The organism is Brotocaccenecus cirricatena (assembly GCF_020687045.1).
GTDB classification, from domain to species: Bacteria; Bacillota; Clostridia; order Oscillospirales; family Oscillospiraceae; genus Vescimonas; species Vescimonas cirricatena.
The window spans coordinates 1-13,760 of record NZ_JAJEPW010000066.1 but is presented as its reverse complement, the minus strand read 5'-3'; the positions used below and the strand labels follow the sequence as shown (position 1 = coordinate 13,760).

Annotated in this window: 10 protein-coding genes and 5 tRNA genes; 8 read left to right on the top strand and 7 right to left on the bottom strand. The window is 63.8% G+C overall.

All coding sequences use genetic code 11. The annotated features are described in order from the left end of the window. The coding region (locus LKD37_RS14755; RefSeq protein ID WP_302929886.1) for a galactokinase at window positions 1–1,141 on the top strand (1,141 nt) is incomplete at its 5' end. Between the two features lie 34 nt (window positions 1,142–1,175). Here LKD37_RS14755 and LKD37_RS14750 read toward each other — a convergent pair. Continuing rightward, window positions 1,176–1,409, bottom strand: coding sequence for a hypothetical protein (locus LKD37_RS14750; RefSeq protein ID WP_302929885.1), 234 nt, complete (start codon window positions 1,407–1,409; stop codon window positions 1,176–1,178). 224 nt (window positions 1,410–1,633) lie between these two features. Beyond that, window positions 1,634–2,530 carry a diacylglycerol/lipid kinase family protein gene (locus LKD37_RS14745; protein WP_302929884.1) on the bottom strand — a complete coding sequence of 299 codons (897 nt, stop codon included), beginning with the start codon at window positions 2,528–2,530 and terminating at the stop codon, window positions 1,634–1,636. A gap of 195 nt (window positions 2,531–2,725) precedes the next feature. On the opposite strand from LKD37_RS14745, the gene LKD37_RS14740 reads away from it, so the two are divergent. Then, window positions 2,726–3,466, top strand: a complete 741-nt coding sequence (locus tag LKD37_RS14740; protein ID WP_302929883.1) for an ABC transporter ATP-binding protein — start codon at window positions 2,726–2,728, stop codon at window positions 3,464–3,466. Beyond that, window positions 3,466–4,392 (top strand): SufB/SufD family protein, encoded by a 927-nt coding sequence (locus LKD37_RS14735; protein ID WP_370686876.1) that lies wholly within the window; start codon window positions 3,466–3,468, stop codon window positions 4,390–4,392. The genes LKD37_RS14740 and LKD37_RS14735 overlap by 1 nt, the downstream gene beginning before the upstream one ends. Window positions 4,393–4,442: 50 nt before the next feature. On the opposite strand, the gene LKD37_RS14730 is transcribed toward LKD37_RS14735, so the two are convergent. From LKD37_RS14730 to LKD37_RS14710, 5 genes are all read right to left on the bottom strand, one after another. Beyond that, window positions 4,443–4,518, bottom strand: a tRNA-Lys gene (locus LKD37_RS14730). A gap of 41 nt (window positions 4,519–4,559) precedes the next feature. Next, a tRNA-Gln gene (locus tag LKD37_RS14725) sits at window positions 4,560–4,634 on the bottom strand. A 51-nt stretch (window positions 4,635–4,685) separates the two neighbouring features. Beyond that, window positions 4,686–4,762, bottom strand: a tRNA-His gene (locus LKD37_RS14720). Window positions 4,763–4,809: 47 nt separating this feature from the next. After that, a tRNA-Arg gene (locus LKD37_RS14715) sits at window positions 4,810–4,886 on the bottom strand. A gap of 9 nt (window positions 4,887–4,895) precedes the next feature. Continuing rightward, a tRNA-Gly gene (locus tag LKD37_RS14710) sits at window positions 4,896–4,970 on the bottom strand. Window positions 4,971–5,150: 180 nt separating this feature from the next. Between LKD37_RS14710 and lexA the strand changes: the two genes are divergently transcribed. From lexA to LKD37_RS14685, 5 genes are all read left to right on the top strand, one after another. Then, a complete protein-coding gene (gene lexA, locus LKD37_RS14705) occupies window positions 5,151–5,738 on the top strand; it encodes a transcriptional repressor LexA (protein ID WP_302929881.1) in 588 nt (195 codons plus the stop codon). Window positions 5,739–6,033: 295 nt separating this feature from the next. Further along, the gene (cysS, locus tag LKD37_RS14700; protein ID WP_302929880.1) at window positions 6,034–7,482 is read left to right on the top strand and encodes a cysteine--tRNA ligase; all 1,449 of its coding nucleotides are present in this window, start codon (window positions 6,034–6,036) and stop codon (window positions 7,480–7,482) included. 114 nt (window positions 7,483–7,596) lie between these two features. Next, entirely contained in the window at window positions 7,597–9,408 is a 1,812-nt protein-coding gene (locus tag LKD37_RS14695) for an aminotransferase class I/II-fold pyridoxal phosphate-dependent enzyme (RefSeq protein WP_302929879.1), read from the top strand. Between the two features lie 210 nt (window positions 9,409–9,618). Continuing rightward, on the top strand, window positions 9,619–12,042 hold the full coding sequence (locus tag LKD37_RS14690) for a VgrG-related protein (RefSeq protein WP_302929878.1): 2,424 nt from the start codon (window positions 9,619–9,621) through the stop codon (window positions 12,040–12,042). A gap of 17 nt (window positions 12,043–12,059) precedes the next feature. After that, on the top strand, window positions 12,060–13,715 hold the full coding sequence (locus tag LKD37_RS14685) for a cadherin-like beta sandwich domain-containing protein (RefSeq protein WP_302929877.1): 1,656 nt from the start codon (window positions 12,060–12,062) through the stop codon (window positions 13,713–13,715). Window positions 13,716–13,760 lie beyond the last annotated feature (45 nt).

The following is a 13,760-nucleotide window of genomic DNA, read 5'->3' as shown; positions in this document are numbered from 1 at the left end:
CGCAGCCGCGTCCCCCGATTTTTGTATGCAGGAGAAGCGTATGGAGTATCTGACTTTTTCCGCCCCCGGCCGGGTGGAGCTGGGGGGTAACCACACGGACCATCAGCACGGCTGCGTGCTGGCGGCGGCCATTGACCGCACCGCCCGGGCACGGGTGCGGCCCACCGGAGAGGGCGTGGTCCGGGTGTTCTCCCGGGGGTATGCGCCGGTGGAGCTGGCCCCGGATGACCTGTCCCCCCGGCAGGAGGAGCGGAACACCACCGCCGCCCTGGTCCGGGGCATGGCCGCCGCCTTTGCCCGGCGGGGCATCCTCTGGCAGGGCTTCGACGCATGGGTGGAGTCCGACGTGCTGCCGGGCTCCGGCCTCTCCAGCAGCGCCGCCTTTGAGGTGCTGCTGGGCCGCATAGGCAATGCCCTGTTCGCCGGGAACAGCCTGACCGCCCCGGACATCGCCCGGATGGGCCAGTGGGCGGAGAACGTGTACTTCGGCAAGCCCTGCGGCCTGATGGATCAGCTGGCCAGCAGCACCGGCGGGCTGGTGTTCATGGACTTCCGGGACCCCGCCGCCCCGCTGGTGCGGCGGCTGGACGCCGCCCTGCCCGGGTGCGTCCTGTGCGTGGTGGACAGCGGCGCGGACCACGCGGGACTCACCGAGGCATACGCCGCCATCCCCCGGGAGCTGGGGGCCGTGTGCCGCCTGTTCGGAGCGGAGGTCCTGCGCCAGGTGGAGGAGGCGGAATTTTACCGCCGCCTGCCGGAGGTCCGCCGGGCCGCCGGGGACCGGGCGGTGCTGCGGGCCATCCATGTGTTCGACGAGAACCGCCGGGTGCTGGGCCAGGTGCAGGCTCTGGAAAACGGCGACACGGAGGGCTTCCTGGCCCTGGTCAACGACTCCGGCCGCTCCTCCTGGGAATATTTGCAGAACATCGCCCCGGAGGGGGCCGCCGGACACCAGGAGCTGGCCGTGACCCTGGCCCTGTGCCGCCGCCTGCTGCGGGGCCGGGGAGCCGCCCGGGTACACGGCGGCGGCTTCGCCGGAACGGCCCTGTGCATGGTGCCGGAGGCGGATTATCCCGCCTTCCGTGCGGAGCTGGAGACTTTGCTGGCCCCGGACTGCTGCCATCGGCTGCAAATCGTATAAAAATCGCCCCTGCCGCTGCGGCAGGGGCGAAGCGTTATTCGTCGTCCGACTCCTCCGAATGGGAGGAATCTCCTTTTTTCAGATGGGAGACGATGATGCCGGTGCAGCACAGTATAAGCACCGCCAGCACCAGCGTGCAATACAGAACAGGGCCATACATCAAATCGGTTGACATAAGGCCAAAGCCCAAAAAGCCAAGCGTGGAACCCAAAAAGAGCAAGAGAACCACCGCAGCACCCAGCAGAATCAGTTTGGTTATAAGCTTCATATTTTGACTCCTCACTTTCTACTAAACGCACAATTTACAGCTTTTCATCCGGACACTGTGTCGGTATATTACCATATTCAAAACGAAACGTCAACATGATATTGTGAAATCGCCCGTGTATAAAAGCTCGCAATTTGCGCACTTGCACATGCGCCGCTGCCACCGGCTGCAAATCGTATAGATCGTATAAAAATCGCCCCTGCCGCTGCGGCAGGGGCGAAGCGTTATTCGTCGTCCTGGATCATCAGCTGCACGGCGCTGTGCAGGTTGCGGATCTCCACCCGGGGGGCGGAGGGGGCGTATTCGCCGTCCAGGGACCAGGGGATGTCCTCCCGGGTGGTGACGGTGACGCTGCGGACGTGGCGGAAGATCACCCCGGGATAGTCATAGTCCATGCGGTTCAGGGCCGTGATGAGGTTTTGCAGGTCCAGGGCGGTTTTGGGCATCCGCAGCAGGATCAGCTCGAACATGCCGTCGTCCATGTGCACCCGCTTGGGGTCCAGCTTCACCAGGCCCCCCAGGGAGGTGGAGTTGCACACCGCACCGAAGATGAAGTCCCCGTCGAAGGACTCGCCGTCGGCCTCCACCCCGCAGCGGTAGGGCCGCAGGGAGTCCAGATTCTTGATGCCCTCCAGAATGTACGCAAAGTGACCCAGGGCGTTCTTCGTCTCCTGGGACGCGGAGTAGGACGCCTTGGTAAAGGCCCCGAAGGAGGCCACATAGGAGAAATACCGATCGTTGTGGGCCCCCAGGTCCAGGGGATGGGGGGTGCCCTCCACCACCGCCCGGGCCGCCTGCTGCACGGAGGAGGGGATCCGCAGGCTGGCGGCAAAGTCGTTGGTGCTGCCGTTGGGCAGATAGCCCACCGGCGGGCGGTTTTCCAGCTGCATCAGGCCCGACAGCGTCTCGTTGAGGGTGCCGTCTCCTCCGGCGCACACCACCAGGTCATAGCCCCCGCCCCATTGGGCGGCGAAGCGGGCGGCGTCCCCGGCGGCCTGGGTCAGCATCACCCGCACCAGGTACCCGGCCCGGCCGAAGGTGGCCACGGCGTCAAACAGAGGGGCGGAGGACTTGGTCTTGCCCGCCCGGGGATTGACAATGAACAACAGGGTCTTATCCATGAACAGTCTCCTTTACCATCGTCGCCTTTGATAATAGTCCCAATATTATACCGCTTTTCCAGGCAGATTGCAAGCATTTGACACCGGCTGCGGGTCAGGGGCAGAAAGTGGTTATGAATGGATTGCATTTTTCGGAAGAATCTGCTAAAATTATCATTTTGTGAGGGGATTTTTCCCCAAAGGAGGAACTGTTCCATGCTGGAGCTGCAAAACATCTGCTATCGCGTGTCCACTCCCGAGGGGGAGCTGGACATTCTCAGGGACATCAGCATCACCATTCCGGACCAGCGGCTGATGGTTTTCACCGGCCCCAACGGCGGCGGAAAAACCACCCTGGCCAAGATCATCATGGGCCTGGTCCAGCCCACCTCCGGCCGCATTCTGTATAACGGCCGGGACATCACCGGGCTGTCCATCACCGAACGGGCAAGGCTGGGCATCAGCTACGGCTTTCAGCAGCCGCCCCGGTTCAAGGGGATCACGGTCCACGATCTGCTGCGGCTGGCGGCGGGGCGGGACAAGCTCACCAAGGACCAGTGCTGCGCCTATCTGACCAAGGTGGGCCTGTGCGCCAACGACTATCTGGACCGGGAGGTGGACGTGTCCCTTTCCGGCGGCGAGGTCAAGCGCATCGAGATCGCCACCATTCTGGCCCGCCGGGGCAGTCTGATGATCTTCGACGAGCCGGAGGCGGGCATCGACCTGTGGTCCTTCGCCCGGCTGACGGAGACCTTTGAACAGATCCACCGGGAGCATCAGGCCGCCATGATCATCATCTCCCACCAGGAGCGGATCATCCAGCTGGCCGACGAGATCGCCGTGATCGCCGGGGGACGCATTGCCCACCGGGGCACCACGGAGGAAATTCTGCCGCTGATCCTGGCGGACACCCTGGGCGGATGCCCGGTGCTGAATCGAGAGGAGGCCCGTTCATGATCACCGAGATCGACGCAAAACTGCTGGAAAAAATCGCCGACCTGACCGGAAAGCCCGCCGGGGCCTTCAACATCCGCAAGGACATGGGCTGCGAGGCCCGGCAGTCCACGGAGCACATCGCCATCGACCCCCGGGCCGACGGCAAGCCCGGCATCGACATCCATTTCAAGGCCGGCACCAAGGGCGAGACCTGTCACATCCCCGTCATCATCAGCCAGACGGGCATGAGCGACATGGTGTACAACGACTTCTATGTGGCCGACGACTGCGACGTGAACATCGTGGCCGGGTGCGGCATCCACAACTCCGGCTGCGACGAAAGCCGCCATGACGGCATCCACACCTTCCACATCGGCAGAAACTGCCGGGTCCACTACACGGAGAAGCATTACGGCGAGGACGCCCAGGGCGAGACCGGCAAAAACGTGATGAATCCCCAGACCATCGTGTATCTGGGGGAGAACTCCACCATGCAGATGGACACCGTCCAGATCCGGGGCATCGACTCCACCCTGCGGGACACCCGGTTTTACTGTGAGGCCGGCAGCGAGGTGGTAGTCACGGAGCGCCTGCTGACCCACGGGGACCAGACCGCGGAAAGCGACATGACCATCGAGCTCAACGGCAAGGACGCCCGGGGCCGGGTGATCTCCCGCTCCGTGGCCCAGGACGGCTCCCGCCAGGTGTTCCGCCCGGTGATGGTGGGCAACAGCCAGTGCTTCGGCCATGTGCAGTGCGACTCCATCATCATGGGCGCCGCCCACATCCAGTCCGTTCCGGCCATCACCGCCAACTGTCCCGACGCCCAGCTGATCCACGAGGCCGCCATCGGCAAGATCGCCGGGGACCAGCTGCTGAAGCTGGAGACCCTGGGCCTGACCCCCGAGGAGGCCGAGGAGACCATCCTCAAGGGCTTCCTGGCGTAAAATACGCAGCAAAAACCCGCGTATCCACTGCGGATACGCGGGTTTTGGTTTGGTGCCCCGTCGGGGATTCGAACCCCGGACACCCTGCTTAAAAGGCAGGTGCTCTACCGACTGAGCTAACGGAGCGTGGCACATATGAAAAAAGGATGGGGCCATCCGGAAAGGCGTGGCAGGGATGGCTGGACTCGAACCAGCGGATGAGGGAGTCAAAGTCCCTTGCCTTACCACTTGGCTACACCCCTGTGTGGAAAAAGAATCAGGGATTGGGATCGCTCCCAATCCCTGATATTCAGTGGGGTGGGTAAAGGGACTCGAACCCTCGACACCCGGAACCACAATCCGGTGCTCTAACCAACTGAGCTACACCCACCATATAGAACCGCAAGGAACGCCGGACGACATGCTCCAGTAAAGAAGTGGCGCGCCAGAAGGGACTCGAACCCCTGGCCTACTGCTTAGAAGGCAGTTGCTCTATCCAACTGAGCTACTGGCGCATAAAAAAGTGGAGCGGGTGACGGGAATCGAACCCGCATCCCCAGCTTGGAAGGCTGGTGCCCTGGCCATTGTGCTACACCCGCATGCGCCCTCCGCGAAATCGTCAGCTTTGTCATATTACCATATACTGCTTGGTTCTGTCAAGAGAAAAATTGAAATTTTCCGCCCTCAGAAAATCCCAGGAAAAATCCTCGAACATCTGTTGCAAACCCGGATTTTCTGTGATATAATCGAAAAAAGTACCCGGTAAAGGAGCGGACATCATGGCCCAGCTGACCAAAATGCAGCAGAAAATCTATGACTACATCGTCCAGGCCATCCAGGACCAGGGGTATCCCCCCTCGGTGCGGGAGATCGGCGAGGCCGTGGGGCTGAAGTCCCCCTCCACGGTGCACTTTCACCTGAAGCACCTGGAGGAGCTGGGCGTCATCGGCAAGCAGGCCGGAAAGGGCCGTGCCCTGACCCTGACGGAGGCGCCCCAGGAGAACCAGGTGCCCATTGTGGGCAATGTGGCCGCCGGGTCCCCCATTCTGGCCCAGGAGTGCATCGAGGATTACCTGACCTTCGACACCGGCGGCCGGGACGGGGAGTATTTCGCCCTGCGGGTCCGGGGCGAATCTATGCTGAATGCCGGCATCCTGCCGGACGACCTGGTGGTGGTGCACCAGCAGCCCGCCGCCAACAACGGCGAGATCGTGGTGGCCCTGCTGGGGGACGAGGCCACGGTGAAGCGCCTGAAGCGGCAGGGGAGAGAAGTCTGGCTTCTGCCGGAAAACCCGGCCTATCAGCCCATCGACGGGCGGGAGGCCCGGATTCTGGGCAAGGTGGCCGCCGTCATCCGCCGGTATTGACACGCCGGGCCCAAGCCGCTATAATAATAGCCAATCGAACAGCGCGACGATCGGAAAGAGTATGCCGCGCAGCTCCGGCAAGAGAGGGACGGCCACCGGCTGCAAGCCGTCCTGCGGAGTGCGGCAGAAGGTGCGTCCGGGAGCGCGCGGGATGTGGAAGCCCGCCGCATGGCCTGCGTCAAAGGCCCTCAAGCGACAAACGAGAGTGGAACCGCGAGACATCGCCTCTCATGCCCCTGGGCATGGGAGGCTTTTTGTTTGCCATCGAAAACTGACGATTGAAGGAGAACACACCATGTATCTGTATAATTCCGCCACCCATCGGAAAGAGGAGTTCAAGACCCACACCCCCGGCCATGTGGAGATGTACACCTGCGGCCCCACGGTGTATCACTTTGCCCACATCGGCAACCTCCGCAGCTATATCATGGAGGATGTGCTGGAGAAATACCTGCGCTACGCCGGATACAGCGTCAACCGGGTCATGAACATCACCGACGTGGGCCACCTGACCTCCGACGCCGACCAGGGCGAGGACAAGATGCTCAAGGGCGCCCGGCGGGAGCACAAAACCGTCATGGAGATCGCTCAGTATTACACCGACGCCTTTTTCGAGGACTGCCGCAAGCTGAACATCAAGCGCCCCGACGTGGTCCAGCCCGCCACCGGCCTGATTGACGACTATATCAGGATCATCACCCGCCTGCTGGACACCGGCTATGCCTATGTGGCCGGGGGCAACGTGTATTTCGACACCAGCAAGCTGGAGCGGTACTATATCTTCAACGACCACAACGAGGAGGACCTGGCCGTGGGCGTCCGGGAGGGCGTGGAGGAGGACACCAACAAGCGCAACCGCAACGACTTCGTCCTCTGGTTCACCAAGTCCAAGTTCGAGGACCAGGCCCTGAAATGGGACTCCCCCTGGGGCGTGGGCTATCCCGGCTGGCACATTGAGTGCTCCGGCATCTCCATGAAGTACAACGGCGAGTATCTGGACCTGCACTGCGGCGGCATCGACAACGCCTTCCCCCACCACACCAACGAAATCGCCCAGTCCGAGAGCTATCTGGGCCATCCCTGGTGCCCCCAGTGGTGCCATGTGGCCCACCTGAACACCGAGGGCGGCAAAATGTCCAAGTCCAAGGGCGAGTTTTTAACCGTGTCCCTGCTGGAGCAGAAGGGGTATGATCCCCTGGCCTATCGCTTCTTCTGCCTGCAAAGCCACTATCGCAAGAGCCTGGTGTTCACCTGGGAGAATCTGGACAACGCCGTGGCGGCCTATAACAAGCTGCTCTCTAAAATCGCGGCCCTGACCCCCGGCAAGGGAGACGTGGACCCGGCGGCTCTGGAGGAGCTGAAGGCCCGCTTCACCAAGGCCATGGACAACGACCTGAACACCTCCATGGCGGTGACGGTGCTCTATGACGTGCTGAAGGCCAGGACCACCGACGCCACCAAGCTGGCGGCTCTGGACAGCTTCGACCAGGTGCTGGGCCTGAAGCTGACGGAGAAGGCGGCGTCCCTGCGCAAGACCCAGGCGGCGGCTCCCGCCGCCGGCGGCTTCACCGTGGTCTGCGAGGACGGCGGCCAGGATCCCCAGGTGGAGGCCCTGATCCGGGCCCGGGCCGACGCCAAGAAGGCCAAAAACTTCGCCGAGGCCGACCGCATCCGCGATGAGCTGAAGGCCCAGGGCGTGGAGATCACCGACGTCCCCGGCGGCGTCCGCTGGAAGCGGGCATAAGTCCCCAATAAGCAGCAAGCCCGCCGCGCATTTTTCCTTCGTACCCATTGCGCATCCGGGCCGCATGGGGTATAATAAAACGTCAAATCTCTGAAAGAAAAAGGGGAGATCCATATGCAGGCAATCATACTGGCAGCAGGCATGGGCAAGCGGCTGAAGGAGCTGACCCAGGACCGGACCAAGTGCATGGTGCAGGTCAACGGGGTGGCCCTGATCGACCGGATGCTCCATCAGATCGAAAGCCGCCATCTGTCCCGCATCGTCATCGTGGTGGGCTATGAGGGCGAAAAGCTCATGAAATATATCGACACCCTGGGCATCCGGACGCCCATTGTCTATGTCCAGAACCCCATTTACGACAAGACCAACAACATCTATTCCCTGGCCCTGGCCAAGGACTATCTGTGCCAGGACGATACCCTGCTGTTTGAGTCGGATCTGATCTTCGAGGACGCCGTCATCGACCAGCTGCTGGACGACCCCCGGGAGACCCTGGCCCTGGTGGACAAGTACGAAAGCTGGATGGACGGCACCTGCGTGAAGCTGGGGCCCGATGACAGCATCGCCTCCTTCGTCCCCAGCAAGAATTTCCGGTTTGAAGAGGCCCACGAATACTACAAGACCGTGAACATCTACAAGTTCGGCCGCCACTTCTCCCGGACCCACTATGTTCCCTTCCTGGAGGCCTATTCCAAGGCCCTGGGCAACAACGAGTATTATGAGCAGGTGCTGCGGGTCATCGCCATGCTGGACGACCCGGAGATCCGGGCCAAGCGCCTGAATGGCCAGCTGTGGTACGAGATCGACGACATCCAGGACCTGGACATTGCCTCCTCCATGTTCGCCCAGGACCCGGACCTCCGGGTCAGCCTCATGCAGGGACGTTACGGCGGCTACTGGCGCTATCCCCAGCTGCTGGACTTCTGCTATCTGGTGAACCCCTATTTCCCGCCCCAGCGGCTGATCGACGAGATCCAGGCCAATTTCACCCCCCTGCTGACCCAGTATCCCTCCGGCATGCGGGTGAACGCCCTGCTGGCGGCCAGGAACTTCGCCGTCCACCAGCGGAACATCCTGGTGGGCAACGGCGCGGCGGAGCTGATCAAGGCCCTGATGGCCCGGCTGGAGGGGGTCACCGGCTTCATCCGCCCCACCTTCGAGGAGTACCCCAACCGCTATCAGGACCGGCCCAACGTCTGCTTCACCCCGGCGGGCCCGGACTTCCGGTACACCGCTGACGACCTGATGGCCTTCTTCGGCCCCCAGGACATCGACAACCTGGTGCTCATCAACCCCGATAACCCCACCGGCAACTATATTCCCGCCCCGGACGTGCTGCGCCTGGCGGACTGGGCGCAGGAGAAGGGCATCCGCCTGATCCTGGACGAATCCTTTGCCGACTTTGCCGACGAGGCGGACAACACCTTCATCCGCCAGGACCTGCTGGACCGGTACAGGAGGCTGTATGTGGTCAAGAGCATCTCCAAGTCCTATGGCGTCCCCGGCCTGCGGCTGGGGGTCCTGGCCTCCGGCGACCAGGACCTGATCGCCGCCCTGAAAAAGGACGTGGCCATCTGGAACATCAACTCCTTTGCCGAGTTCTATATGCAGATCGAGGAGAAGTATAAGAAGGACTATGCCCGGTCCCTGGAGCTGATCCGGGCCGAGCGGGCCCGCTTCCGCCGGGAGCTGGAGAAGCTCCCCAACCTGCGGGTGATCCCGTCCCAGGCCAACTATCTCATGGTGGAGCTGCTGGGCGGCCTGTCCGCCCGGGCCATCACCCGGGACCTGCTGGTGAACCGCTGCATCCTGGTGAAGGACCTGTCTCCCAAGCTGGGCGGGCAGCAGTATCTCCGCCTGGCCGTCCGGGACACCCGGGACAACGACCGGCTGCTGGAGGCCCTGCGGCCCCTGTGCGGCGCATAAAAGCATACATTGCCCCCTCCGGCCCGGCCGGAGGGGGCAATTTTATGCTGCGCTTTTTCATACCACAAAAATTTTTGTCCACTTCATATGCTAATTTGTTGGAAAATTCGACTCTTTCCGGTGGACACCCCGCCCCCCGCAGTGCTATACTATTACTGAATACGACACAGTGTCTGCTTTTTATAACATATCTTGCAACGGGGTGATACGATGAAAACCATGCGTAGAGGAACGAGTATATTGCTGTGCCTGGCGCTGCTGCTGGCGGCCCTTCCGGTGATCCTGCCGGTATTTACATCAGCCACCGCCGCCGACGACCAGGAGGAGCAGCTGCTGGGGACCCTGAGCCAGCGGTTCGAGGCCAGCGGCCCGGGGGTCATTTCCTCCGGCTCCGGCGACGCAGGCGGCAAGTCCTACGGCGCGTATCAGTTCTCCAGCCGCAGCGACATTCCCCGGGCCTTCTTCCGGTGGTGTCAGTCCTCCTCCGATACATATTACCGCTCCATCGGCAACCGGCTGGCCGCCGCCTACGAGGCCGACGGGGGCTATGGCTCCAGCTTCGACGCCACCTGGCGGGCCCTGGCCAACGAGGACAGCGACGGCTTTATGCGGGTGCAGCGGAATTATGTCCGCCGCAGCTACTATGACCCCATCGTCCGGTCCATCGAGTCCGCCGTGCCGGGGTTCGACATGGATAACTACAGTATCGCCCTGCGCAACGTGTTCTGGTCCCGTGCCGTGCAGCACGGAGTGGGCGGCTCCTCGGGCTTTTCCAGCAGCGACGGCCGGGGCGGCGCCACCGGCGTCATTATGCGGGCCTTCGACGCTCTGGGCGGCTTTGCCAATCAGCCTGAGGCCCAGCTCATCGAGGCCATTTACAACGAAAGCGGCGCCGTGCGGGAGCCTCAGTCAGACTCCTACGGCGTTATGACCGGCCCCACCGCCGACAAGTACGGCGTCACCGGCAAGGTGCTGAAGTATTACGACGGCAACTCCGGTGACGTGCAGCTGGGCGTATACGCCCGCCTGCGGATCAATGAGCCCGCCAAGGCCCAGGTGATGCTGGCGGACTACGGCTTCAAGGACGCAACGGTGGGCGAGGGCGTGTATCAGCTGCGCTCCTCCGCCAACAGCAGCCTGACGGCCACCCCCAGCTCCTCGGGCCTGACCCTGAACGCTGTCACCGGCGGCAAAAATCAGCAGTTCCGCCTGGACTATCACGCCAGCGGCTACTATACCATCACCTGCCAGGAAAACGGCCTGCGGCTCACCGCCGGTAAAAACGGCGTCACCCTGGCCAAGGCGTCCACGGACAAGGGCCAGCTGTGGAAGGCCGCCGTGTATAACAGCGGCTTTTCCCTGCAAAACCGGGGCACCGGCGCCTATCTGTCCGTGTCCTCCAATGCCGCCGGCGGCCGCCTGATGCTGTCGGAAACCGCCCTGCAATGGCAGCTGGCCCTGGCCGGGGCCGGCTGGACCCTGGACGGCGCGTCCTATCCCACGGTGAACTCCACCCTGACGGTGGGGCAGACGGGCTTCCCCTTCCGGGGCACCCTGCGCAACTCCTATAACATCCGGAGGGTGACGGTGTCCATCCTCCGCTCCAACGGCGCCAACGCCATCACTCCCGCCACCGCCTCCCCCAATGCCAAGAGCTATGACCTGTCCCGGCTGGACGACGCCGTGGCCTTCTCCCGGCTGGGAGTGGGAGGCTATACCCTGGTCATCGCGGCAGAAAACACCGCCGGGGACAACTATCGCCTGGAATCCCGGTTCTATGTCACCGACGGCTCCTATGTGGTGTCCTTCGACCCCTGCGGCGGCGCCTGCTCCGAGAGCACCCGCCTGGTCTCCGCCGGTCAGAAATACGGCACCCTGCCCACCCCGGTGAAGGAGGGCTGCGCCTTTGTGGGCTGGTTCACCCAGCCGGAGGGCGGCCAGCAGATCACCGCCAACAGCACCACCGGGGCCAGCAACATCACCCTCTATGCCCACTATCAGGGGCAGTATACCTATCAGTTCCTGAACTATGACGGCTCCGTGTATGCCCAGGGGAAGCTGGCCGCCGGGCAGGCCATCCCCGAGCCCGCCGGAACCCCGGTCCGCCCCGCCGACAGCCAGTATACCTACACCTTCACCGGCTGGCAGGGCTACACCAGCGGCATGACCATCTCCGGCAACGTCACCTTCACCGCCCAGTTTGAGGCCAAGACGGTGGAGAGCTATCCCCAGGAGATCACCACCGGGGCCTACCGCATCGCCGACGGCTATCTGCGGGCCATCCCCGTGGGCACCACCGCCCGGCAGCTGCTGGCGGGCCTGTCCCCCAGCGACTACATCACCCTGCCGGTCCAGGGCGACAGCCCTGTGGGCACCGGCATGACCGTCACCTATGCCCGGGACGGCCAGACCCTCCAGACCCTGACCACCGTGGTCACCGGCGACCTCAGCGGCGACGGCCGGGTCACCATCACCGATATGGTCCGGCTGCAGGCCCATCTGCTGGGCAAAAACACCCTCACCGGCGCTGCCCTTCAGGCGGCGGACCTGAACGGCGACGGCCAGGTCACCATCACCGACATGATCCGGCTGCAGGCGTATCTGCTGGGCCGGGGCACCATCCAACCCAACTGAGCAGGAGGGCTTGACCCATGAGAAAGAGAATTTCATCCGTCCTGGCGGGCCTGCTGGCGGCGCTGCTGCTGTGGGGCCTGGCTCCGGTAACGGCGGAGGCCGCCGGGGCCAGCTTCTCCGGCTCCGGCAGCGTCCGGGCCGGTGACAGCGTCACCGTCACCTTCACCGTCAGCGGCTCCAACATCCAGGGCATCACCGCCGTGCTGCACTACGACAGCAGCGCCCTGACCCTTACCGGCACCCGCCAGCTGGTGGGCTCCAGCTGGTCCGTGGATATGAGCGGCGGCAACCTGCTGGCCTATGACCAGTCCCTGTCCAATCCCATCACCGGCAGCGCCGCTGTGCTGGCCGTCACCTTCCAGGTGAAGTCCGGCGTGGCCGCCGGGACCCGGGTCAGCGCCACCATCACCGACATTGTGGCCACCGACGGCAACAGCGACCAGTCCCTGAACGACGCGTCCTGGGCGGCCAGCGTGGCCGCGCCCCCCTCCGGCAACGCCAATCTGGCGGGCCTGTCCTGCGGGGACTATGCCCTGTCTCCGGCCTTCTCCGCCGGAACCACGGAATACAGCGTCACCGTACCCTATGACGTGTCCCGGCTGCCCCTGGATTACCGGGCCGCCGATGGCGGGGCCGATGTATCCGTCAGCGGCAACCAGCTGTCCGTGGGCGTCAACACGGTGGTGCTGACCGTTACGGCTGCCAACGGGGCCTCCCGGCGATACACCATCTCCGTCACCCGGCAGCCGGACCCCAACGTCACTCTCAGCAGCGACGCGTCCCTGTCGGAGCTGACCCCCTCCACGGGGCAGCTGTCCCCGGCCTTTTCCCCGGAAATCACGGAATACGCCGTGTATGTCCCCTATGAGACCTCCAAAATCTCCCTTTCCGCCACCGCCAGGGACAGCAAGGCCCTGGGCGTTACCCAGCCTGACGCGTCCCTGAAGGAGGGCGACAACCTGCTGACCGTCACCTGCACCGCCGAGGACGGCACCACCCGGGACTATACGGTCCATGTGGTGCGGATGCCGGCCTTTGCCGGTACCCTGCCCCAGATCGGCCAGCCGGAGCCGGAGGACCCCACTCCAGAGGAGCCGCAGACCCAGCCCGGCCCCTTCCGGGACCTGTGGACGGCCCTGTGCGCCCCGGTGGACCTGCCCCTGAACCGCTGGCTCCCCATGTACGCCATTCTGGCCGCCGGTCTGGTGATTCTGCTGGTGCTGCTGTTCTTTATCGGCCGGGCCGTGGGCATTGCCCGCAGCCGCCGCCGTCTGCCGGACCATCCGGCCCAGATGGAGCCGCCCCAGTCCCCGGCGGAGCCGGAATCTGTACCGGAAACGCCGGAGTCTGTGCCGGAACCTGTACCGGAGCCGGAGGAAGCCCCCGCCGCTTCGGAGGAGACGCCGGTTCCCCCGGTGATCGTGCCGGAACCTGTACCGGAGCCAGAGGAAGCCCCCGCCCCGGAGGCTGTCACGCGGCCAGAGGAGGAAGTCCCGGCGGAGGAGACCCCGGCAGAAGAAACTCCGGCTGAACCGGAGCCTGCCCCGGAACCGGAGGAACCCACTCCCCAAACCCCGGAGGAAGCCCCGGAGGAGCCGGAGGACAAGCCCCAGACCCTGGATCGCGACAGCCTGGACGCCCTGCTGGAGGAGATCCGCAACATGGAGCCCTGATTTGAGACAGTCAAAGAGGCCCCCGTTTTCGCTGAGCGAAAACGG

Bases quoted from the DNA above. Each gene is read 5' to 3' on its own strand.
- LKD37_RS14695 (WP_302929879.1), top strand. From the start codon at position 7,597: ATGCAGGCAATCATACTGGCAGCAGGCATGGGCAAGCGGCTGAAGGAG.
- LKD37_RS14745 (WP_302929884.1), bottom strand. From the start codon at position 2,530: ATGGATAAGACCCTGTTGTTCATTGTCAATCCCCGGGCGGGCAAGACC.
- LKD37_RS14690 (WP_302929878.1), top strand. From the start codon at position 9,619: ATGAAAACCATGCGTAGAGGAACGAGTATATTGCTGTGCCTGGCGCTG.
- LKD37_RS14740 (WP_302929883.1), top strand. From the start codon at position 2,726: ATGCTGGAGCTGCAAAACATCTGCTATCGCGTGTCCACTCCCGAGGGG.
- LKD37_RS14685 (WP_302929877.1), top strand. From the start codon at position 12,060: ATGAGAAAGAGAATTTCATCCGTCCTGGCGGGCCTGCTGGCGGCGCTG.
- cysS (WP_302929880.1), top strand. From the start codon at position 6,034: ATGTATCTGTATAATTCCGCCACCCATCGGAAAGAGGAGTTCAAGACC.
- LKD37_RS14750 (WP_302929885.1), bottom strand. From the start codon at position 1,409: ATGAAGCTTATAACCAAACTGATTCTGCTGGGTGCTGCGGTGGTTCTC.
- lexA (WP_302929881.1), top strand. From the start codon at position 5,151: ATGGCCCAGCTGACCAAAATGCAGCAGAAAATCTATGACTACATCGTC.